This window comes from Sphingomonas sp., assembly GCF_013816785.1.
Taxonomy (GTDB): Bacteria; Pseudomonadota; Alphaproteobacteria; order Sphingomonadales; family Sphingomonadaceae; genus Sphingomicrobium.
The window spans coordinates 1-19,299 of record NZ_JACDDV010000019.1; the positions used below are offsets into that span (position 1 = coordinate 1).

The 19,299-nt window shown below is 64.1% G+C and carries 19 protein-coding genes; 18 read left to right on the plus strand and 1 reads right to left on the minus strand.

Translation table 11 applies throughout. The annotated features are described in order from the left end of the window. From H0W65_RS05735 to H0W65_RS05820, 18 genes are all read left to right on the plus strand, one after another. A partial coding sequence (locus H0W65_RS05735) for an NADH-quinone oxidoreductase subunit D (protein ID WP_294005053.1) occupies positions 1–1,028 on the plus strand: 1,028 nt, incomplete at its 5' end. A 33-nt stretch (positions 1,029–1,061) separates the two neighbouring features. After that, entirely contained in the window at positions 1,062–1,727 is a 666-nt protein-coding gene (locus H0W65_RS05740) for an NAD(P)H-dependent oxidoreductase subunit E (RefSeq protein ID WP_294005056.1), read from the plus strand. 100 nt (positions 1,728–1,827) lie between these two features. Further along, complete coding sequence (locus H0W65_RS05745; protein ID WP_294005059.1) at positions 1,828–1,974, plus strand: hypothetical protein; 147 nt, start codon at positions 1,828–1,830, stop codon at positions 1,972–1,974. Continuing rightward, the gene (locus tag H0W65_RS05750; RefSeq protein WP_294005061.1) at positions 1,971–2,111 is read left to right on the plus strand and encodes a hypothetical protein; all 141 of its coding nucleotides are present in this window, start codon (positions 1,971–1,973) and stop codon (positions 2,109–2,111) included. Before H0W65_RS05745 ends, H0W65_RS05750 begins: the two co-directional genes overlap by 4 nt. Next, positions 2,108–3,409: an NADH-quinone oxidoreductase subunit NuoF gene (gene nuoF / locus H0W65_RS05755; protein ID WP_294005064.1), complete on the plus strand. Its 1,302-nt coding sequence runs from the start codon at positions 2,108–2,110 to the stop codon at positions 3,407–3,409. Before H0W65_RS05750 ends, nuoF begins: the two co-directional genes overlap by 4 nt. Further along, a complete protein-coding gene (locus H0W65_RS05760; protein ID WP_294005067.1) occupies positions 3,406–3,906 on the plus strand; it encodes a hypothetical protein in 501 nt (166 codons plus the stop codon). The genes nuoF and H0W65_RS05760 overlap by 4 nt, the downstream gene beginning before the upstream one ends. Further along, complete coding sequence (nuoG, locus tag H0W65_RS05765) at positions 3,906–5,909, plus strand: NADH-quinone oxidoreductase subunit NuoG (protein WP_294005070.1); 2,004 nt, start codon at positions 3,906–3,908, stop codon at positions 5,907–5,909. The genes H0W65_RS05760 and nuoG overlap by 1 nt, the downstream gene beginning before the upstream one ends. Positions 5,910–6,012: 103 nt before the next feature. Beyond that, the gene (nuoH, locus tag H0W65_RS05770) at positions 6,013–7,068 is read left to right on the plus strand and encodes an NADH-quinone oxidoreductase subunit NuoH (protein ID WP_294005074.1); all 1,056 of its coding nucleotides are present in this window, start codon (positions 6,013–6,015) and stop codon (positions 7,066–7,068) included. After that, a complete protein-coding gene (gene nuoI / locus H0W65_RS05775; RefSeq protein WP_294005076.1) occupies positions 7,065–7,547 on the plus strand; it encodes an NADH-quinone oxidoreductase subunit NuoI in 483 nt (160 codons plus the stop codon). Before nuoH ends, nuoI begins: the two co-directional genes overlap by 4 nt. A 15-nt stretch (positions 7,548–7,562) precedes the next feature. Beyond that, a complete protein-coding gene (locus tag H0W65_RS05780) occupies positions 7,563–8,168 on the plus strand; it encodes an NADH-quinone oxidoreductase subunit J (protein ID WP_294005079.1) in 606 nt (201 codons plus the stop codon). After that, positions 8,165–8,470, plus strand: a complete 306-nt coding sequence (gene nuoK, locus H0W65_RS05785; RefSeq protein WP_294005082.1) for an NADH-quinone oxidoreductase subunit NuoK — start codon at positions 8,165–8,167, stop codon at positions 8,468–8,470. The genes H0W65_RS05780 and nuoK overlap by 4 nt, the downstream gene beginning before the upstream one ends. Next, complete coding sequence (gene nuoL / locus H0W65_RS05790) at positions 8,470–10,530, plus strand: NADH-quinone oxidoreductase subunit L (protein ID WP_294005085.1); 2,061 nt, start codon at positions 8,470–8,472, stop codon at positions 10,528–10,530. Before nuoK ends, nuoL begins: the two co-directional genes overlap by 1 nt. Continuing rightward, positions 10,527–12,056 carry an NADH-quinone oxidoreductase subunit M gene (locus H0W65_RS05795; protein ID WP_294005148.1) on the plus strand — a complete coding sequence of 510 codons (1,530 nt, stop codon included), beginning with the start codon at positions 10,527–10,529 and terminating at the stop codon, positions 12,054–12,056. The genes nuoL and H0W65_RS05795 overlap by 4 nt, the downstream gene beginning before the upstream one ends. Beyond that, complete coding sequence (gene nuoN / locus H0W65_RS05800) at positions 12,053–13,486, plus strand: NADH-quinone oxidoreductase subunit NuoN (protein WP_294005088.1); 1,434 nt, start codon at positions 12,053–12,055, stop codon at positions 13,484–13,486. The genes H0W65_RS05795 and nuoN overlap by 4 nt, the downstream gene beginning before the upstream one ends. Before the next feature lie 11 nt (positions 13,487–13,497). Further along, positions 13,498–14,181 (plus strand): biotin--[acetyl-CoA-carboxylase] ligase, encoded by a 684-nt coding sequence (locus H0W65_RS05805; protein ID WP_294005151.1) that lies wholly within the window; start codon positions 13,498–13,500, stop codon positions 14,179–14,181. 38 nt (positions 14,182–14,219) lie between these two features. Next, entirely contained in the window at positions 14,220–14,999 is a 780-nt protein-coding gene (locus tag H0W65_RS05810; protein ID WP_294005091.1) for a type III pantothenate kinase, read from the plus strand. Continuing rightward, positions 14,996–16,639: a ribonuclease J gene (locus H0W65_RS05815; RefSeq protein ID WP_294005094.1), complete on the plus strand. Its 1,644-nt coding sequence runs from the start codon at positions 14,996–14,998 to the stop codon at positions 16,637–16,639. Before H0W65_RS05810 ends, H0W65_RS05815 begins: the two co-directional genes overlap by 4 nt. After that, on the plus strand, positions 16,636–16,896 hold the full coding sequence (locus H0W65_RS05820) for a DUF1467 family protein (protein ID WP_294005097.1): 261 nt from the start codon (positions 16,636–16,638) through the stop codon (positions 16,894–16,896). Before H0W65_RS05815 ends, H0W65_RS05820 begins: the two co-directional genes overlap by 4 nt. Here H0W65_RS05820 and H0W65_RS05825 read toward each other — a convergent pair whose 3' ends face one another. After that, positions 16,897–19,209, minus strand: coding sequence for a hypothetical protein (locus H0W65_RS05825; protein ID WP_294005100.1), 2,313 nt, complete (start codon positions 19,207–19,209; stop codon positions 16,897–16,899). Positions 19,210–19,299 lie beyond the last annotated feature (90 nt).

The following is a 19,299-nucleotide window of genomic DNA, read 5'->3' on the forward strand; positions in this document are numbered from 1 at the left end:
AATTGATCGAATATAAAACCTACGCCCAAGCGCTGCCCTACTTCGACCGGCTCGATTACTGCTCGCCGATGTGCATGGAGCATAGCTACGTGCTCGCGGTCGAGAAGCTCCTGGGGCTCGAGGTGCCACTGCGCGCGCAGTACATCCGGGTGCTGATGGCGGAATTGACCCGCATTTCGAACCACATGCTGAACCTCGGCAGCCACGTCATGGACGTCGGCGCGATGACCCCCAACCTGTGGCTGTTCGAGGTGCGCGAGGACACGATGCAGCTGTACGAAGCGGTGTCGGGCGCGCGGATGCACGCCAATTATTTCCGCGTCGGCGGGGTCCACCAGGATATTCCCGAGCGGGTGCTGGCCGACATGAGCGCCTTTCTCGACGAACGCATGTCGCTGTTCGAGGACGCGATCAGCCTGGTCGCCGACAACCGCATCTTCAAGCAGCGCAACGTCGACATCGGCACGGTCGGCAAAGAAGACGCGCTGGCGTGGGGCTTCAGCGGTCCGATGATCCGCGCCGCGGGCATCCCGTGGGACCTGCGTCGCAGCCAGCCTTACGAAGTCTACGATCGGATGGAGTTCGACATCCCGACCGGCACGCGCGGCGACTGCTACGACCGCTTCATGGTCCGGGTCGAGGAAGTGCGGCAGTCGGCGCGGATCATGCGCCAGTGCCTCAAGGACATGCCCGAAGGCCCGATCGGCAGCCTCGATCGGAAAGTATTCCCGCCCAAGCGCGCCGAGATGAAGCAGTCGATGGAAGCACTGATCCACCACTTCAAGCTCTACACCGAGGGCTACCACGTTGCCGCCGGCGAGGTCTATGTCGCGACCGAAAGCCCCAAAGGCGAGTTCGGCGTCTATCTCGTCGCCGACGGCACCAACAAGCCCTACCGCTGCAAGATCAGGCCGACCGCTTTTTCGCATTTGCAGGCGATGGATTTCATGATGAAGGGCCACATGCTTGCTGACGTTACGGCGGTGCTGGGCGCGGCGGACATCGTGTTTGGGGAGTGCGATCGGTGAGGCTTACCGTCCAAGACCAGCGCGAGGCGCGTAATGGCTGAGCGCGCTTTCGCCCCTGACACGCCGCAACTCCGCGCCGAGTGGAGTAATTTCACATGGGACGCGCCGCGCGCGAAAGCCGCGGCGGACATCCTCACCCGCTATCCGGCGGGGCGGCAGATGTCGGCGTCGATTCCGTTCCTCGACCTTGCCCAGCGGCAGGTCGGCGAGATGACGGGGACTCATGGCTGGCTGCCGATCCCAGTGATCGAGTTCGTGGCGCGCGAGCTTGGCATGCCGCCGGTCAAGGCGATGGAGGTCGCCAGCTTCTACACCATGTTCAACCTGGTCCCGGTCGGCCGCTTCCACGTCCAGGTCTGCGGGACAACGCCGTGCATGCTGCGCGGATCTGACGATGTCCTCGCCGCCTGCTTCAAGCGCGGCCTGAAGAAGGGCAAGACCACCGCTGACGGGCTGTTCACGCTAACCGAAGTTGAATGCCTCGGCGCCTGCGCCAACGCACCGATGGTCCAGATCAACGACGACAATTATGAGGACCTGACCGAAGAGCGAATGGCGGCGATTCTCGATGCGCTGGCGGAAGGTCGGACGCCGAGGCCCGGCCCGCAAGTCGACCGCACAACGAGCTGTCCGACAGGCGGCCCGACCACGCTCAAGAAAATGGCCGAGCGCAATTATGATTATCGAGGGCAGTGGTGATGGTGATCGAGGCGAAGCCTCGAGCAAAGCCATTGGCTTTGCTTCCCCTCACCCCGCTCGCCTTCGGCGAGTCGCCCTCTCCCTCAAGGGGAGAGGGACTTTGATCGGCATCATCATCTTCGTTATCATCGCGATCCTTCTCGTTGGGCTGCTGTTCAAGGTGCTCAAGATTGCCATCATCGTTGCGCTGTTGGTCGGCGGGGTGATGCTGTTCAAGACCAAGTTCGGACCGAAGCGCCTCAAATGAGCGTTGTCGCAATCCTTGTCGCCGTCGTTCTGGCGTTCCTCGCCTTCCGCTTCGTCACTGGCATGATCAAGTTCCTGCTGATCGGCGTGGTCCTGATCGCCGTCGCCTGGTTCCTGCTGCACGGGGGCGCGGGATGACGATCACCTCCATCACCGATAAGGACCGCATCTTCACCAACCTCTACGGCTTCCAGTCCGCCGACCTGAAGGCAGCGCAGGCGCGCGGCGATTGGGACAAGACTGCCGACCTGATGAAGGCCGGTCCCGACCCGATTATCGAGGCGATCAAGGCGTCGGGCTTGCGTGGACGCGGCGGGGCGGGGTTCCCGACGGGGATGAAGTGGAGCTTCATGCCCAAGGAGCCGACGCCGGGACGGCCCAACTTCCTGGTGATCAACGCCGACGAGAGCGAGCCGGGCAGCTGCAAGGACCGCGAAATCCTGCGCCATGACCCGCACAAGCTGGTCGAAGGTGCGCTGATCGCCGCCTATGCGATGCGCGCGCGGGCCTGCTACATTTACGTCCGCGGCGAATTCATCCGCGAGACCGAGGCGCTACGCAAGGCGGTGGCCGAAGCCTATGACGCTGGTCTGCTCGGCAAGAATGCGGCCGGCTCGGGCTGGGATTTCGACCTGTTCGTCCACCGCGGCGCGGGCGCCTATATCTGCGGCGAAGAGACGGCGATGCTCGAAAGCCTGGAAGGCAAGAAGGGCATGCCGCGCCTCAAACCGCCATTCCCGGCCGGGGCGGGGCTCTACGGCTGCCCAACCACGGTCAACAATGTCGAGAGCATCGCGGTCGTGCCGACCATTTTGCGCCGGGGTGCGGCATGGTTCGCCGGCATCGGCAACCTCAAGAATGAGGGCACCAAGCTGTTCCAGCTGTCGGGCCATGTGAACACGCCGTGCGTGGTCGAGGAGGCGATGTCGATCCCGTTCCGCGAGTTGATCGACAAGCATGGCGGCGGAATTCGCGGGGGCTGGGACAACCTTTTGGCGGTAATCCCCGGCGGTTCGTCGGTGCCGCTGGTCCCGGCGCATGAGATCATCGATGCGCCGATGGATTTCGACGGGCTGAAGGCGCTTGGGAGCGGCCTCGGCACCGCGGCGGTGATCGTGATGGACAAATCGACCGACATCGTCCGCGCGATCAGCCGCATCAGCTATTTCTACAAGCATGAAAGCTGCGGCCAGTGCACCCCGTGCCGCGAGGGCACCGGGTGGATGTGGCGAGTGATGGAACGGCTGCGCGAGGGCGACGCCGACATCGGCATGATCGACCGCTTACTCGACGTCACCAAGCAGGTCGAAGGCCATACCATCTGCGCGCTCGGCGATGCGGCGGCCTGGCCGATCCAGGGCCTGATCAAGCATTTCCGGCCGGAGCTGGAGCGCCGGATCGCGGCCAATGGGGCGATGCGGGAGGCGGCGGAATGACGATTCTTCCAGTCGTCATTGCGAGCGAAGCGAAGCAATCCAGTCTTTTGTTTGCGCTGGATTGCCGCGTCGCTGCGCTCCTCGCAATGACGCTTTTGTCAGCAGGTTGCGCAAGTTCGAACGGAGATGAAATTGAAGCCTGTCGAGGATTTCTCCAAGGCGGCTTAAGATCGCCGTCAACTTATCAGGAGTTCTCCGTACAAGTATCCGATGGCGAGGATATCGGCCAGTTTGATCGCCGCAATGTTTTCATCGAATATGACGCTGCGAATGCGTTTGGAACTCCTATTCGAGGTACGCAACTCTGCAGTTTCGAGATCGACAAGAAAACGAAGAAACTCGTGTACAAAGCAAAGCCCGCTGCGGTGCTTTCGAGTGTTGATCGTACACTCGGCCGGGGAGATGGAGGCTGTTGCGTTCCCTACAAGGAACTCGATCCCAATGATCCCGCCGCCAACATGACATTCCTCGATAATAATATGGACGCAGGCCAGTAATGCCTAAAGTCACCGTCGACGGGGTCGAGATCGAGGTTCCGCTGGGCGCGACCGTGCTGCAGGCGTGCGAGCTGGCGGGGAAGGAGATTCCGCGCTTCTGCTATCATGAGCGTCTCAGCATCGCCGGCAATTGCCGCATGTGCCTGGTCGAGGTCGCGCCCGGCCCACCCAAGCCCCAGGCGAGCTGCGCGCTGCCCGCCGCCGACGGCCAGATAATCCGCACCGACTCAGCCATGGTCAAGAAGGCGCGTGAGGGGGTGATGGAGTTTCTGCTCATCAACCACCCGCTTGATTGCCCGATCTGCGACCAGGGCGGCGAATGCGACCTGCAGGATCAGGCGATGGCCTATGGCCGGGGCTCGTCGCGCTACGACGAGAACAAGCGCGCGGTCGACGACAAATATATGGGGCCGATCGTCAAGACGGCGATGACGCGGTGCATCCAGTGCACCCGCTGTGTTCGCTTCTCCGAGGAAGTGGCGGGGACGCCCGAGATGGGAATGCTGTTCCGCGGCGAGGATGCGCAGATCACAAGCTATCTCGAAAAGGCGTTGCAATCGGAGCTGTCGGGCAACCTCGTCGACTTGTGCCCGGTCGGCGCACTGTTGTCGAAACCGTACAGTTTCGAGGCGCGGCCGTGGGAGCTGAAGCGGGTTCCGGGAATCGATGTGATGGACGCGGTCGGCACCAACATCCGGATGGACGTGCGGGGGCGGCAGCTGATGCGCATCCTGCCGCGCATCAACGACGCAGTGAACGAGGAATGGGCGCACGACAAGACTCGTCACCATGTCGACGCGCTGGTGCGCGGACGGCTCGACCGGACCTGGGTGCGTGAAAAGGGAAAATTGCGCGAGGCGAGCTGGGGCGAGGCGCTCGACGTTTTCGCTAAGCAATTGACGAAGACGGGCAAGAGCGTCGCGGCAATCGCCGGCGATTTGCTCGATGCAGAGACAATGTATGCGGCAAAAGCGCTGCTGGCGGGGCAGGGGTCGAGCTTGCTCGAAGGGCGGCAGACCGGACTCGAATATGATGTGACGAGCCTTGGGGCGGTGCGGTTCAACACGCCGCTCGCCGAGCTGGAGAACGCCGACGCGATCCTGCTGGTCGGAAGCAACGTCCGCTGGGAAGCGCCGCTGGTCAATACGCGGTTGCGTAAAGCGGCGCGGCGCGGGGCCAAAGTGTTCGCGATCGGGCCGGAAGTCGACTTGTCCTATCCGGTCGAATGGCTGGGCGACGATTTGGCACTTCTCGACAAACTGCCCAAGGCGGCCGCCGACGCCATCGGGAACGCCAAAAAGCCGGTGATGATCGTCGGGCCGGGTGCGCTTGGCGCCGGGGCACTCGGGGCCGCGCTGGCGGCAACTGTCCCATTTATCAAGGGTGATTGGAACGGATTCAACGTCCTTCACATAGCTGCGTCGCGGATGGCGGGGCTGATGCTCGGCTATGCGCAGAAGGGCGGCATTGCCTACATCGAAAAAGCCAAGCCGGAATTGGTCCTCCTCTTGGGCGCCGACGAGGTTCCGGCGGCCAATTTCAGCAACGCGTTCAAAGTCTATATCGGCCACCATGGCGACGCCGGCGCGGCGCAGGCTGATCTTGTCCTCCCCGGCGCGGCTTACAGCGAAAAGCACGGGACCTGGGTCAATATCGAGGGTCGGGTGCAACGCGGCGAACGCGCGACCTTCCCGCCGGGCGACGCGCGCGAGGACTGGACCATCCTGCGCGCGGTCAGCGACCTTATCGGCCGTCCGCTACCGTTCGACGATCTAGGCCAACTCCGCGCGGCCATGGTCGCGGAGGTGCCCGCGCTGGGGCAGGAGGGTATCGTCGACATGCCTTGGTCGCCGCCCCAGCTTGACGCCAAGGCGTCTGGCCCGGTCGCCTACCCGATCAAGGATTTTTATCTCACCAACGCCATCTGCCGCGCCAGTCCGACGATGCAGCGCTGCTCGGAAGAGCTGGTGCACGGCGTCGATTACGCGGAGGCGGCGGAGTGACAAACCTAAGCTGTTTCCCGGCGAATGCCGGGATCCAGGGCAGCTGGAACCGCTGCTGGGCAGCGGCCTGGACCCCGGCCTTCGCCGGGGAACGGGGCATCATGTGACCGCCTACTTCATCTCCCACGGCATGCTGCCTGACTGGGCGTGGTTCCTCGCCACGATCGTCGGCATCTTGGTCATCGCCCTCCCGTTGATGCTCGCGGTGGCGATGGTGATTTATGCCGAGCGCAAGATCTGGGCGGCGATCGCGCTTCGCCGCGGGCCCAACGTGGTCGGGCCGTGGGGCCTGCTGCAGAGTTTCGCCGACGGGCTGAAAGTGTTTCTCAAGGAAACCATCATCCCGTCGAGCTCCAGCAAGGGACTGTTCCTGCTGGCGCCGATCATCACTTTTACCGTCGCGCTGGTGGTGTGGGCGGCGGTGCCGTTCGACGTCGGGGTGGTGCTGACCGACATCAACGTCGGGCTGCTCTACATCCTCGCGGCCTCGTCGCTCGGCGTCTACGGCGTGATCATCGCCGGCTGGGCGTCCAACAGCAAATATCCGTTCTTCTCCGCCCTCCGCGCCGCGGCGCAGATGGTCAGCTACGAAGTGTCGATCGGCTTCGTCCTGATCTGCGTCGTACTTTATTCAGGCACCTTCAACCTGACCGCGATCGTGCTGCAGCAGAAGGGCAATATCGGCTTCGGCCTGCTCAACGGTTACGGCTTCAATCCTTTGCTGTTCCCGATGGCGGTAGTGTTCTTCATCTCGTCGATGGCCGAGACCTTCCGCACCCCGTTCGACCTGGTCGAGGCCGAGAGCGAGCTGGTCGCCGGGCACCAGACCGAATATTCGTCGATGAGTTTCGCGCTGTTCTGGCTCGGTGAGTACGCCAACGTCATCCTGATGTGCGCGCTCAACGCGATCCTGTTCTGGGGCGGGTTCCTGCCGCCGCTCAACATCGGATTCCTCTATTGGGTGCCGGGGATCGTCTGGCTGCTGCTCAAGATGTGCTTCTTCTTTTTCTGCTTCGGCTGGGTCAAGGCGACCGTGCCGCGGTACCGCTACGACCAGCTGATGCGCCTCGGCTGGAAAATCTTCCTGCCGCTGAGCCTCGTGTTCGTCGTCCTCATCTCGGGCTGGCTGATGCTCACCCGCTACGGAGTGCAGCCATGATCACGCGCACCATCAAAGCCTTCACCTTGTGGGAGTTCGTCAAGGCGCATGCCCTGACGCTTAAATATTTCTTCAAGCCCAAGGTGACGATCAACTATCCGTACGAGAAGGTGCCGCAGAGCCCGCGCTTTCGCGGGGAACATGCCCTGCGCCGCTATCCCAATGGCGAGGAGCGGTGCATCGCGTGCAAATTGTGCGAGGCGATTTGCCCGGCCCAGGCGATCACCATCGAGGCCGAACCGCGCGACGACGGCAGCCGGCGGACCACCCGCTACGACATCGACATGGTCAAATGCATCTATTGCGGGCTGTGCGCCGAGGCCTGCCCGGTCGACGCGATCGTCGAGGGGCCGAACCTCGAATTCGCCACCGAAACGCGCGAGGAATTGCTTTACGACAAGGCCAAGTTGCTCGCCAACGGCGACCGCTGGGAAGGTGCCATCGCCGCCAACCTTGCCGCCGATGCGGCCTACCGTTAAGCGCCCGCCCGACGCATGATCCTCATCCTTGCCTTTTACCTGTTTGCCGCGCTGACCATCGGGTCGGCGGTGCTGGTTATTTTCGCGCGCAACCCGGTGCACAGCGTGTTGTGGCTGATCCTGTCCTTCTTCAACGCGGCGGGACTGATGTTGCTGCTCGGCGCCGAATTCATCGCGATGCTGCTGGTGATCGTTTACGTCGGCGCGGTCGCGGTGTTGTTCCTATTCATCGTCATGATGCTCGACATCGACTTCGCCGCTCTGCGCACCGGCTTCACCAAGAATTTGCCGTTCGGCCTGCTGCTCGCCCTAGTTCTGCTGGCTGAAATGATTATCGCGGTGGCAGCGTGGAAGGCCGGACCGGTCACGCCCGCCTCCGCGGGGGCAGGGCCGGCCCTGCCGAATATCGAAGCGATCGGGCAATTGCTCTACACGCGCTTCCTCTACCCCTTCGAACTGGCCGGGCTGATCCTGCTGGTGGCGATGATCGGCGCGATCGTGCTCACCCATCGCAGCCGCGGCGACGCGCGCGGGCAGAATGTCTCACGCCAAGTCGATCGCGTGCCGGGCGAAGCGGTGAGGAATATGCAGCCCGGGGTCGGCGAGGGGATGAAGCTTTGATCGGCCTCACTCACTACCTGACCGTCGCCGCGATCCTGTTCACGCTCGGCGTGCTCGGCATCTTTTTGAACCGCCGCAACATCATCCTGATGCTGATGGCGATCGAGCTGATCCTGTTGGCGGTCAACATCAACCTGGTCGCGTTCAGCGCTTACCTGGGCGACCTCACGGGGCAGGTGTTCGCGATGTTCGTGCTGACCGTCGCCGCCGCCGAGGCCGCGATCGGCCTCGCCATCCTGGTCATCTTCTTCCGCCGCCGCGGCTCGATCGCTGTCGACGACGTCAACCGGATGCGTGGCTGATGGAACTCGCACTTATCGTCTTTGCGCCGCTGGTGGCGGCAATTGTCGCCGGGCTCGGCGGCCGCTGGATCGGGAATACGGCCGCCAAGGCCGTGACCACCGGCGCGCTGTTCTTCTCCTGCGCGCTGAGCTGGGCGGTGTTTTCTATCTTCCTGAGCGGCCAGCATCCGGCGGAGTTGGGCGGCTGGACTGAAATATTGTCGAGTTGGATTGGATCCGGCGACCTGCAGGTCGTGTGGTCGCTGCACGTCGATGCGCTGACCGCGGTGATGCTGGTCGTCGTCACGACCGTGTCGAGCCTCGTCCACCTCTACAGTTGGGGCTATATGGCGGAGGACCCGAGCCAGCCGCGCTTCTTCGCCTATCTGTCGCTGTTCAGCTTCGCCATGCTGATGCTGGTCACCGCCGACAACCTCGTCCAGATGTTCTTTGGCTGGGAAGGGGTCGGACTGGCTTCCTATCTCCTGATCGGCTTCTGGTACCATAAGCCCTCGGCCAACGCCGCGGCGCTCAAGGCATTCGTTGTCAATCGAGTTGGCGATTTCGGTTTTTCGCTCGGCATATTTGGCACTTTCCTGGTGTTCGGGACGGTCTCGATCCCGGCGATTCTCGAGGCGGCGCCGTCGATGGCCGGATCGACGATCGGCTTCGCCGGCATGACGGTCAGTACGATGACCTTGTTGTGCCTGTTGCTGTTCGTCGGGGCGATGGGCAAGTCGGCCCAGCTCGGCCTCCACACATGGCTGCCCGATGCGATGGAAGGCCCGACCCCGGTCAGCGCCCTGATCCACGCGGCGACGATGGTCACGGCGGGCGTGTACATGGTCTGCCGCTTGTCGCCGATATTCGAAGTGTCGCCGACCGCGCTGGCCACCGTCACCTACGTCGGCGCCGCGACGTGCATTTTCGCGGCGACGGTGGCGACGGTCCAAAACGACATCAAGCGTGTGATCGCCTATTCGACTTGCAGTCAACTCGGCTACATGTTCTTCGCCGCCGGCGTCGGCGCCTATGGCGCGGCGATGTTCCATCTGTTCACCCACGCCTTTTTCAAGGCACTGCTTTTCCTCGGCGCGGGCAGCGTGATCCACGCGATGCATCATGAGCAGGACATGCGCTACTATGGCGCACTCCGGAAAGAGATTCCGCTGACCTTCTGGGCGATGGTCGCGGGGACGCTAGCCATCACCGGGGTCGGCATATTCGGCCTCGGGTTTGCCGGTTATCATTCGAAGGACGCGATCCTCGAAAGTGCCTTCGCCAGCGGCACTGTCCACGGCAACATCGCCTTTGCCCTGGGCAGCTTCGCCGCGTTGCTGACCAGTTTCTATTCGTGGCGGCTCATTTTCCTGACCTTCTTCGGCAAAGCGCGCTGGGCGGGCAGCGAGCATATCCAGCACGCGGTCCACCACGAGCATGACGACCAGTCGGAATTGGCGTCAGACCATGACAGCGCCCATGACCATGGCGCGCATGTCGTTCAGGGGACCGCTGGCTATCACCCGCATGAAAGCCCGCTGACCATCCTGATACCGCTCGGCCTGCTGTCGCTGGGCGCGGTCGCGGCCGGGTTCAATTTCCACGGCCAGTTTATCGAGCCCGAAAGCGGTGCCGAATTCTGGCGCGGCAGCATCGCCTTCAGCGAGCACCTCGCCCATGAAATGCATGGCGTGCCCGTGTGGGTGAAATGGACGCCGTTCGCGGTGATGCTGATCGGGCTCGGCATCGCGTATCGCAACTACATCGCCAGGCCCGAGGCGCCCGCCGCCTTTGTCGCCATGTTTGGCGGGGTGCACAATTTCCTGATGCACAAATGGTATTTCGATGAATTGTACGGCGTCCTGTTCGTCAAGCCCGCGATGGCGCTTGGTCGCTTCTTTTGGAAACGCGGCGACGAGCAGACCATCGACCGTTTTGGCCCGCACGGCGCCGCGGTCCTGGTCGGGGTTGGCAACCGGGTCACCGCGCGAGTCCAGTCGGGCTATGTCTACAGCTATGCGCTGGTGATGCTGCTCGGCCTGATCGGCGGCGTCAGCTGGGTGATCTGGTGGGCATCTTGAGCGGCCTGCCGATCCTTTCCCTCCTGATCCTGGTACCGCTGGTAGCCGGCGTCGTCGCGCTGTTCCTGTCGGCCAGTGGCGCGCGTTGGATAGCGTTGATCGCGACGCTGATCGACCTCGTGCTCGGCATATTATTGTGGAGTGCCTACGACCCCGCTGGCGCCCAATGGCAGTTCGTCGAGCGGATCGGGCTTGGCGGACCCAACAACATTGCTTGGGCGCTGGGCATCGACGGGATCGCGCTGATGCTGATCATGCTCAGCGTGTTTCTGATGCCGATCTGCATCGGTGCGTCGTGGCGCGCGATCGAGAAACGCGTGCCCGAATATATGGCGGCGCTGCTTCTCACCGAGACGCTGATGCTCGGCGTGTTCGCGGCTCAGGATCTGCTGCTGTTCTACATCTTCTTCGAAGGCGGCCTGATCCCGATGTATCTGATCATCGGCATCTGGGGCGGTGCCGAACGGATCAAGGCGAGCTACAAATTCTTCCTCTACACGCTGGCCGGATCGGTGCTGATGCTGGTGGCCATGCTGGCGATGATCTTCACGTCGGGCACCACCTCGATCCCCGAGCTGATGACCTATGATTTCGCGCCGAGCCTCCAATGGTGGCTGTGGCTCGCCTTCTTCGCGTCGTTCGCCGTCAAGCTGCCGATGTGGCCGGTCCATACCTGGCTGCCCGACGCCCATGTCCAGGCGCCGACCGCGGGGTCGGTGATCCTTGCCGGGGTGCTGCTGAAGCTAGGCGGCTACGGCTTCATCCGCTTCTCGCTGCCGATGTTCCCCGACGCATCGGCCGAGTTCGTGCCGTTCGTGTTCGTGCTGTCCGGGATCGCGGTGGTCGTCACCTCGCTTATCGCGCTGGTTCAGCACGACATGAAGAAGCTGATCGCCTATTCGTCGGTGGCGCACATGGCGTTCGTCACTTTCGGCCTGTTCGCCTTCAACCGGCAGGGGATCGAGGGCGCACTGATCGTCATGCTTAGCCACGGCCTCGTCTCGGGCGCCTTGTTCCTGTGCGTCGGGGTGATCTACGACCGTCTGCACACCCGCGAGATCGCGCGCTACGGCGGGCTCGCCGATAATATGCCGATGTACTCCCTGCTATTCATGGTCTTCACCATGGCCAGCGTTGGCCTGCCCGGGACCAGCGGTTTCGTCGGGGAATTTCTGAGCCTGATCGGCACTTACGAGGCGTCGAGCTGGGCGGCGATTGTCGCCACGACCGGGATCATCCTCGGCGCGGCCTATATGCTCTACCTGTACTGGCGGGTCGCGTTCGGGACGCAGAGCAACGCCGACGCGGCGGCGATGCCCGACCTCAATGCCCGCGAACTGTGGCTGCTCGCTCCGATCGCGGCGGCTGTGCTGTGGATGGGCATTTATCCTGAAAGCTTCATCGCGCCGATGCGAGCCGATGTCGGCCGCCTGCTGACCCGGATCGACCGCGCAGCGCCGCCGGGTGACGCGCACCTGACCGCCGGCAAGGCCGCGCCCGCCGCTCTGACGGAAGCTCATCAGTGAACCTCGCCGCCATCCTTCCCGAGGCGATTTTGACCATCGGCGCAATCGTTCTAATGATGGTTGCCGCCTTCATGGGGCGCCGCGGCAGCGCGCTCACAACCTGGGCCTCGGTCGCGTTGCTGCTTGCCGCGGCGGCCTCGCTGGTGGGGGCGCCGCAAAGCGATGGCGCCCTGTTCGGCGGGCTGGTCGTCGCCGATGGGTTCGGCGCGTTCGGCAAATTGCTGATCTATCTCTGCTCGGCGGTCGCGATCGTCGCCGCGCACAACTGGTTCGAGCGAGATTTCGAGCATGCCGCCGAGTATCCGGTGCTCATCCTCCTTGCCGCGGTCGGCATGTCGGTGATGGTCTCGGCGACCAGCCTCATCACGCTCTACGTCGGCCTTGAGCTGCAGAGCCTGGCGGCCTATGTGCTCGCCGCCTACCGTCGTACCGACGATCGATCGGCCGAAGCGGGGCTCAAATATTTCGTCCTTGGCGGGCTGGCTTCGGGCATCCTGCTCTACGGCATTTCGCTGCTTTACGGCTTCACCGGCACGACCCAGTTCGACGGCATCGCGGCCGCGTTCGCCCGCGACGGCGCGAATTCGATCGGATTGCTGTTCGGCCTGGTGTTCACCCTTGCAGGGCTCGCGTTCAAGGCCAGCGCGGTGCCGTTCCACATGTGGACTCCCGACGTCTACGAGGGGGCGCCAACCCCGGTCACCGCCTTCTTCGCCTCGGCGCCCAAGGTCGCGGCAGTGCTATTGACCGTGCGCGTCTGCCTCGACGCGCTCGGCCCGGCGATCGACGCGTGGCGGCAGATCATGAGTTTCGCGGCACTCGCCTCGATCCTGGTCGGCGCAGTCGCGGCCTATGGCCAGACCAACTTCAAACGGCTGCTGGCCTATTCATCGATCAACAATGTCGGTTTCGCGCTGATTGGCCTCGTCGCAGGCGGCGCGGCGGGGGCCAGTTCGGTATTATTCTACATGGCGGTCTATGTGGCGATGACGCTTGGCGCGTTCCTGTGCCTGTTGAGGTTGAGGGGCGAGGATGGCGAGCCGCTGGAGGCGATCGATCGACTGTCGGGCCTGTCGCAGTCGCGGCCAGCGCTCGCGGCCGCGCTGGCCTTCTTCATGTTCAGCCTTGCCGGAATTCCGCCGCTACTCGGGTTTTGGCCCAAGCTGCTGGTGTTCCAAGTGGCGGTAGCCGAGGGACTTTATCCCCTCGCGGTGGCCGGCTTCCTCGGTTCGGTTATTGGTGCCTTCTATTACATCAAGATCGTCAAAGTGATGTATTTCGACGCTCCCGAGCGATCGGTCGCCAAGGGCGGCAATGCTGTCGAGGGCGTTTTGATATTCCTGTTGGCGCTGTTCGTCTCGCCGCTCGGCTATTTCCTCATCGGACCGCTCGGGCGGTTGACCGGCAACGCCGCCAGGTCGCTGTTCTGAGACGAATCCGCATCGTCGAGCGTGTAGGCTCGACCAACTCGGCATTGCTGTCCGACGGCCAAGCCATCGAGGGCGACTGGCTGGTGGCACTCCATCAAGACGACGGGCGCGGGCGGCACGGCCGGGTGTGGCAGAGCATCGAGGGCAATTTTCTTGGATCGACCATCGTCCAGTTGCACGCCGGCGATCCGCCCGCCTCGGCATTGGCGCTTGTTGCCGGCCTGGCGCTAATCGAAGCGGTTGCGGCCGCCGCGCCAAGCGTGCCGCTGTCGCTTAAATGGCCCAACGATCTGATGCTCGGCGGGGCCAAGCTTGGCGGTATCCTGCTCGAACGGTCGGGCGAGCGGGTGGTCGCCGGCTTCGGGGTCAACTTGGCCGCAGCTCCCGCAATCGACGGGCGCCAGACCGCCGCGCTCATGCCGACCGCCGATTTGACGCCGCAGACCTTTGCCCCGCTGATCGCGGGCAGTTTTTCGCGACTGCTGAGCGCCTGGCGAAACGTCGAGCCGGCGGCGCTCGCCCAAGCCTGGCTGGCGCGCGCGCATCCGGTAGGCACCCGGCTCGAGGTCCACAGCGGACCGGCTGAGCGGATCGCTGGAACCTTCGACGGAATCGATCTCGACGGAGCGATGCGCCTGCGCCGTGACAACGGCGTGATCGAAGTCATTCGCGCCGGTGATGTTCACCTCGCGTGAGGCTCGCATTTCGCCTCGTGTCGGGCTAGGGCCGCGCCATGCTGCTTGCCGTCGACGCCGGAAACACCAACCTTGTCTTCGCGCTGGTCGAAAACGAAGGCCTAATTCGCGCACGCTGGCGGATCGCCACCGATCCGCGCCGCACCGCCGACGAATATGCCGTCTGGCTTTCCCAACTGCTTGAACTGGAAGGCTTTGCTCGTAGCGACGTCGATCGCGTGATCATCGGCACGGTCGTTCCGCGCGCGCTTCACAACCTCGAAGTGCTGTCGCAGAAATATTTCGGCGTCGAGCCGATTATTGCCGGGCAGGGCAGGGCAGTGTGGCCGATGGCGCTGGACGTGCCCGAGCCGGCCAGTCTCGGCGCCGACCGCGCGCTCAACGTCATCGCCGCCCATGCCAACCATCCAGGCGATCTGATCGTTATCGATTTCGGCACCGCGACGACCTTCGACGTGGTAGATTTTGCGGGGGCCTATAAGGGCGGGATCATTGCGCCGGGCATCAACCTCAGCCTCGACGCGCTGGTCGGCGCCGCTGCCAAGCTGCCCCGCATCGCCATCGCCGCTCCACCGGATGACACCGTCGTCGGCCGCACCACCGAAAGCCAGATGCAGATCGGCGTCTACTGGGGATATGTCGCGATGATCGAAGGTTTGGTGGCGCGGTTGAAAGCCGAGATTGGGCGGCCCGTCACCGTCATTGCCACTGGCGGGCTTGCCGTACTGTTCGATCAGCACACCGATGCATTTGATGCAATTGAGTCCGACCTCACCATCCAAGGGCTGGCGATGCTTGCCGCGAGCGTCGGCGCATGACCCCGGGCGAAGAGCTGCTGTTCCTCGCGCTCGGCGGGTCGGGTGAGATCGGCATGAACGTCAATCTCTACGGTTGCCGCGGCAAATGGCTGATGGTCGATTGCGGTCTGACCTTCGCCGACCATGACTATCCCGGCATCGACCTGGTGCTGCCTGAACTCGAATTCATCGAGGAGCGACGGAAAGACCTAGTCGGCGTCGTCCTGACCCACGGCCATGAGGACCATATAGGCGCGCTGCCCTATATGGCCGCGGATTTGAAGGTGCCGCTCTATGCGACGCCATTCACCGCCGGGCTGATCGCGGGCAAGCTGGAGGAGGAAGGGCTTACCGGGCAGGTCAAGCTTCATGTCATCGAGCGCGGCGGCTCGATCGACCTTGGGCCCTTCCGCGTGACCTATGTGCCGCTCGCCCATTCGATCCCGGAGGGCAACGGCCTGCTCATCGAAACGCCCTTGGGAAAGATTTTTCATACCGGCGATTGGAAAATCGACGAAACGCCCGTCTTAGGCCATCCCAGCTCGGCAGACAGGTTGCGGGCGATCGGCGACCAGGGCGTGCTCGCGCTGGTGTGCGATTCGACCAATACTTTTCAGGAAACCGCGTCAGGCAGCGAGTCGAGCGTCCACGACGGGCTCCGCGATCAGGTGGCGAAGGCCAGGGGGCGGGTGCTGGTTACCACCTTCGCCTCCAACGCTGCGCGGCTGGAAACGATCGGCCGGGTCGCCGTCGAGACCAATCGCCGGCTGTGCGTTGCGGGGCGCAGTCTCGATCGCATTTTGAAGGTTGCCAAGGCCACCGGCTATCTCCGCGATTTCCCCGAACCGGTGCGCTTTGAAGAGGCGATGCGGCTGCCCAAATCCGACGTGCTGATCGTTGCCACAGGTGGCCAGGGTGAGGCGCGCGCCGCGCTCGGCCGGATTGCATTTGGCAGCCATGAGTTGAAGCTTGGCGAAGGCGATACGGTGATCTTCTCGTCCAAACAGATTCCGGGCAACGAGGTTGCCATCGGCCGGATTATGAACGCGCTGAGCGATCTTGGCATCCTGACCGTCACTGAGCGGCAGGCGCATGTTCACGTGTCGGGCCATCCGGGCCGGCCTGAGCTGGCGGCGATGTATGGCTGGATGCGGCCCGAGATATTGGTTCCGGTCCATGGCGAGATGCGCCACCTGCGCGAGCAGGCCCGCTTCGGCCTCAGCCAGGGAATCCCGTCCGTGATGGTCCAGCGTAACGGCGACATCATCCGCCTTGCGCCCAAGGGGCCGACCAAGGTCGGCGAGGCGCGGGTCGGGCGGCTGGTGCTCGACGGCGACGTCATCCTGCCGGCCGATGGCGCGACCATCAACGAGAGGCGCAAGATGGCGCTCAACGGGGTGATCGCCGTCGCCCTGTCGATTGCCGGCGATGGTCGCCTCGACGGCACGCCGCTGATCCGGCCGTTCGGCGTTCCCGTCGAGGAGGACCGCGACGATTTCATCGCCGATGCCGCCGACGCCGCGGCCAAGGCCTATGACGCCTCGGCGCCGGAAGAAAAGATGCGCGAGGCGGTGCGGCTAGCGGTGCGGCGATGCGCGACGTTGTGGACAGGCAAGAAACCGCTGGTCGAAGTGATGCTGGTCGGAGCGGACCGCCCGTGAAGATCGGCTCGATCGTCGCCATCTATTTCTTGTTTTTCTGCTTCGCCGCCTTCGCCCTGCTCCCATTCGGCGTGAGGACCAGCGAGGAGGTCGGCGAAGCGCGAGTGCCCGGCCAGGCTGACAGCGCGCCGCACCGATTCAACCTGAAGCAGCATCTGAAAAAAGCCGCGCTGCTCGCGCTAGTGCTGTTCGCGCTCTATTACGCGAACTGGCAATTTGGTTGGATCACCGTCGACGACCTCGACTTTTACAACTGATCAGCGCCGCCGGTCGATCGCCTGCGCGAGCGCGGCGTACAGTTTGCCCATATCGCTCGACATCAGGGTCACCGCGATCATCCCGCCGTCGCGCTCGGCCAGCACGCGGCGGAGCATCGCTTCGAAATCGTGGACGTAGCGATTGACCGATGACTGGAATTCGGTATCGCCTTCATATTGCGTGGCAATCGCGCGGCCCTCGCTGCCACCCAGCAACCGCACCGCACGGCGGGTGAACACCCCGCGATTGCCCTTCAAATAACTGTTCCATGCCTTGTCGTCGATCTCGTCGCTGAGGATTTTCTGGACGTCGATCGAGGCCGAATTCATTGAGTCCATGAGGAGCGATACGCGCCGCGCGAATTCCTCGCCGCTATCCTTGCGCTGCGCTTCACGGCTGCGTTCGATATGCGCCTCGAGCGCGTTAGCGCTTTGGCCGATTGTCAGCATCTGCGCGGTTAGCCTGTCCGACGCTTCGCGCGCCGTCTCGACCGCGCGAGTCGCGACCTGGTCGAGCTCGATTAGCTTGGCCTCGACACCGTCGCGGACTGCCGCCTCTAGCGCGGCGCGAGTCTGCTGGCCAAGTTGGCTCGCGCTCTCCGGGATCACTTTGGCGATCGCCTCGCGCGCCCGTTCGGCGGCGTGCTTGGCGGCCTCGCGCACCTGGACCAGCGCTGCCACCAGCGCCGGGCCGGTTTCGCCCGACAGCCGTTCGGCTTCCTCGCCGGCCGCGGCCATCGCCGCACTCAGTTCGGTCAGCCGCTGCTCGGCCTGGCTGACGCCAAGATCGACCGAGGTCATCAGCGTCGCCAGCCGTTCCTGCTGCTGCTCGACCCCTGACGCACCCGATTCGATCCGGCTCGCCGCCTCGATCGCCGCGTCGCGTATGGCTTCGGCATGCGGCCAAGCCGCTTCGGTCGAGGCGAGTAGCCGTGCCGCACCGCCTTCGGCATCGGCTAGGGCCGCGGCCATCTCGCCCTGCAAGGTAAGGCCAAGTTGGTCGACCCCTTCGCGCAGGGACATTGTTCGTTGGGCCAGTCCCTCGATCGTCCCGTCCTGGCTTGCCGTCGCCGACGTGAGCGATTCGAGTTCACCGCGCAGCCGCCCGAGTGCGACCTGTACATGGCCTGCGCGCTCGTCCCCGGTGCGCGCCAGGTCGAGGAAACGCTCGTCGAGCGCCGCCAGTCCGCTGTCGAGGTCGGCCATCATCCGCTGGGCCGCGCGATCCTGCTCGGCGACCCGCGCCGACAGTGTATCGAGCGCCGCCCCGGCCGAGCCGATCCGCTCGCCGAGCAGTTCCGACGCGTCGATGCCGGCGCGGCCGATGCCGGCCTGGCTTTGCGCGACCAGGGCCGAAACCGCCGCCGCCTGCGCGTCGATCCCGCTGCGGACCTCGGATAATGCTTCGGCGGCGCGGATCAGCAGCGCGTCGACCATCGCCCCGGCCTCGCCGCCAACCTCGCCGACACGCAGCGCGGCGGCCGCGCCGGCGCTTTCGATGTGGGTCAGCTGGGCGAGCAGTCGTTGCGAGGCCTGGTGGACAATGTCGTCCGCCTGCCGCGCCTGGGAAGCGAGGCTGCCAACGTGCCCTTCAAATTCGGCCGCTTGCTCGGTCGCCGAGCGCCCCGCCTCGCGTAGCGTCTCCGCCATGCGCCGAGCGCTGTTCTCGGCGAGCGGGAGGTCCGTGAGAAGTACACCGATGTCGGTCCGCGCAGACTCCGCTGCCCGGTCAAGCGCTGCGCCATGGTCCGCCAGCGTGCGCGATCCCGCAGCGAAGTCGGCGGTCACGGCGCCGAGCCGAGTCGCCGCCTGGTCGCCGAGGCTGATAAGATCGCCGGCCATCAGGCCGAGCGCGGCGTGATTTTGCTCAATCTGTTGGGACAGTGCGCCCAAAATATCCTGTAGCGAGCGGGCTTCGGTGCGCATTGCGATCACCGACCGGATGAAGCGCTCCGCTTCCTTCCGGCGGGTACGGCCGAACATCAGCCAGACGAGGCCCATCAGCGCCAACGGTCCGGTGAGGATCGCTACCCATTGCGCGATCGCCGGGCTCGATAGCGGCTGGTCGGCCAAGGCGCGGCCCGCCGACCAGGCGGTGTAGCCGGTCCAGGCGAGCGCCAGCAGCGCCAGCGCCCAGCCCAGCACGATCCGTCCGCCAGCGCCGGCCACTTCATGCTCGTCGCGGATCTCGGCCCAGCTCACCCGGTCGAAATAGGGTTCCACCGCCGCCTCCGCGCCTTCGGCCACGGGAATATCCTCGGCTATAGCGGAGGCGCGGGGATCGCTATCGGCGCGATGGGGCTGGCTGATCATGATGAGCGAGTTTACCATCTTTGCTCGCGGGTGAAAGCGGCAAGTGGATATAGTGGCTGGAAATGTCGATCGCGCCTGCCCTATGTCGAG

Bases quoted from the DNA above. Each gene is read 5' to 3' on its own strand.
- H0W65_RS05810 (WP_294005091.1), top strand. From the start codon at position 14,220: ATGCTGCTTGCCGTCGACGCCGGAAACACCAACCTTGTCTTCGCGCTG.
- H0W65_RS05780 (WP_294005079.1), top strand. From the start codon at position 7,563: ATGATCCTCATCCTTGCCTTTTACCTGTTTGCCGCGCTGACCATCGGG.
- H0W65_RS05760 (WP_294005067.1), top strand. From the start codon at position 3,406: ATGACGATTCTTCCAGTCGTCATTGCGAGCGAAGCGAAGCAATCCAGT.
- nuoG (WP_294005070.1), top strand. From the start codon at position 3,906: ATGCCTAAAGTCACCGTCGACGGGGTCGAGATCGAGGTTCCGCTGGGC.
- nuoI (WP_294005076.1), top strand. From the start codon at position 7,065: ATGATCACGCGCACCATCAAAGCCTTCACCTTGTGGGAGTTCGTCAAG.
- H0W65_RS05825 (WP_294005100.1), bottom strand. From the start codon at position 19,209: ATGATCAGCCAGCCCCATCGCGCCGATAGCGATCCCCGCGCCTCCGCT.
- H0W65_RS05740 (WP_294005056.1), top strand. From the start codon at position 1,062: ATGGCTGAGCGCGCTTTCGCCCCTGACACGCCGCAACTCCGCGCCGAG.
- H0W65_RS05815 (WP_294005094.1), top strand. From the start codon at position 14,996: ATGACCCCGGGCGAAGAGCTGCTGTTCCTCGCGCTCGGCGGGTCGGGT.
- nuoF (WP_294005064.1), top strand. From the start codon at position 2,108: ATGACGATCACCTCCATCACCGATAAGGACCGCATCTTCACCAACCTC.
- H0W65_RS05750 (WP_294005061.1), top strand. From the start codon at position 1,971: ATGAGCGTTGTCGCAATCCTTGTCGCCGTCGTTCTGGCGTTCCTCGCC.
- nuoL (WP_294005085.1), top strand. From the start codon at position 8,470: ATGGAACTCGCACTTATCGTCTTTGCGCCGCTGGTGGCGGCAATTGTC.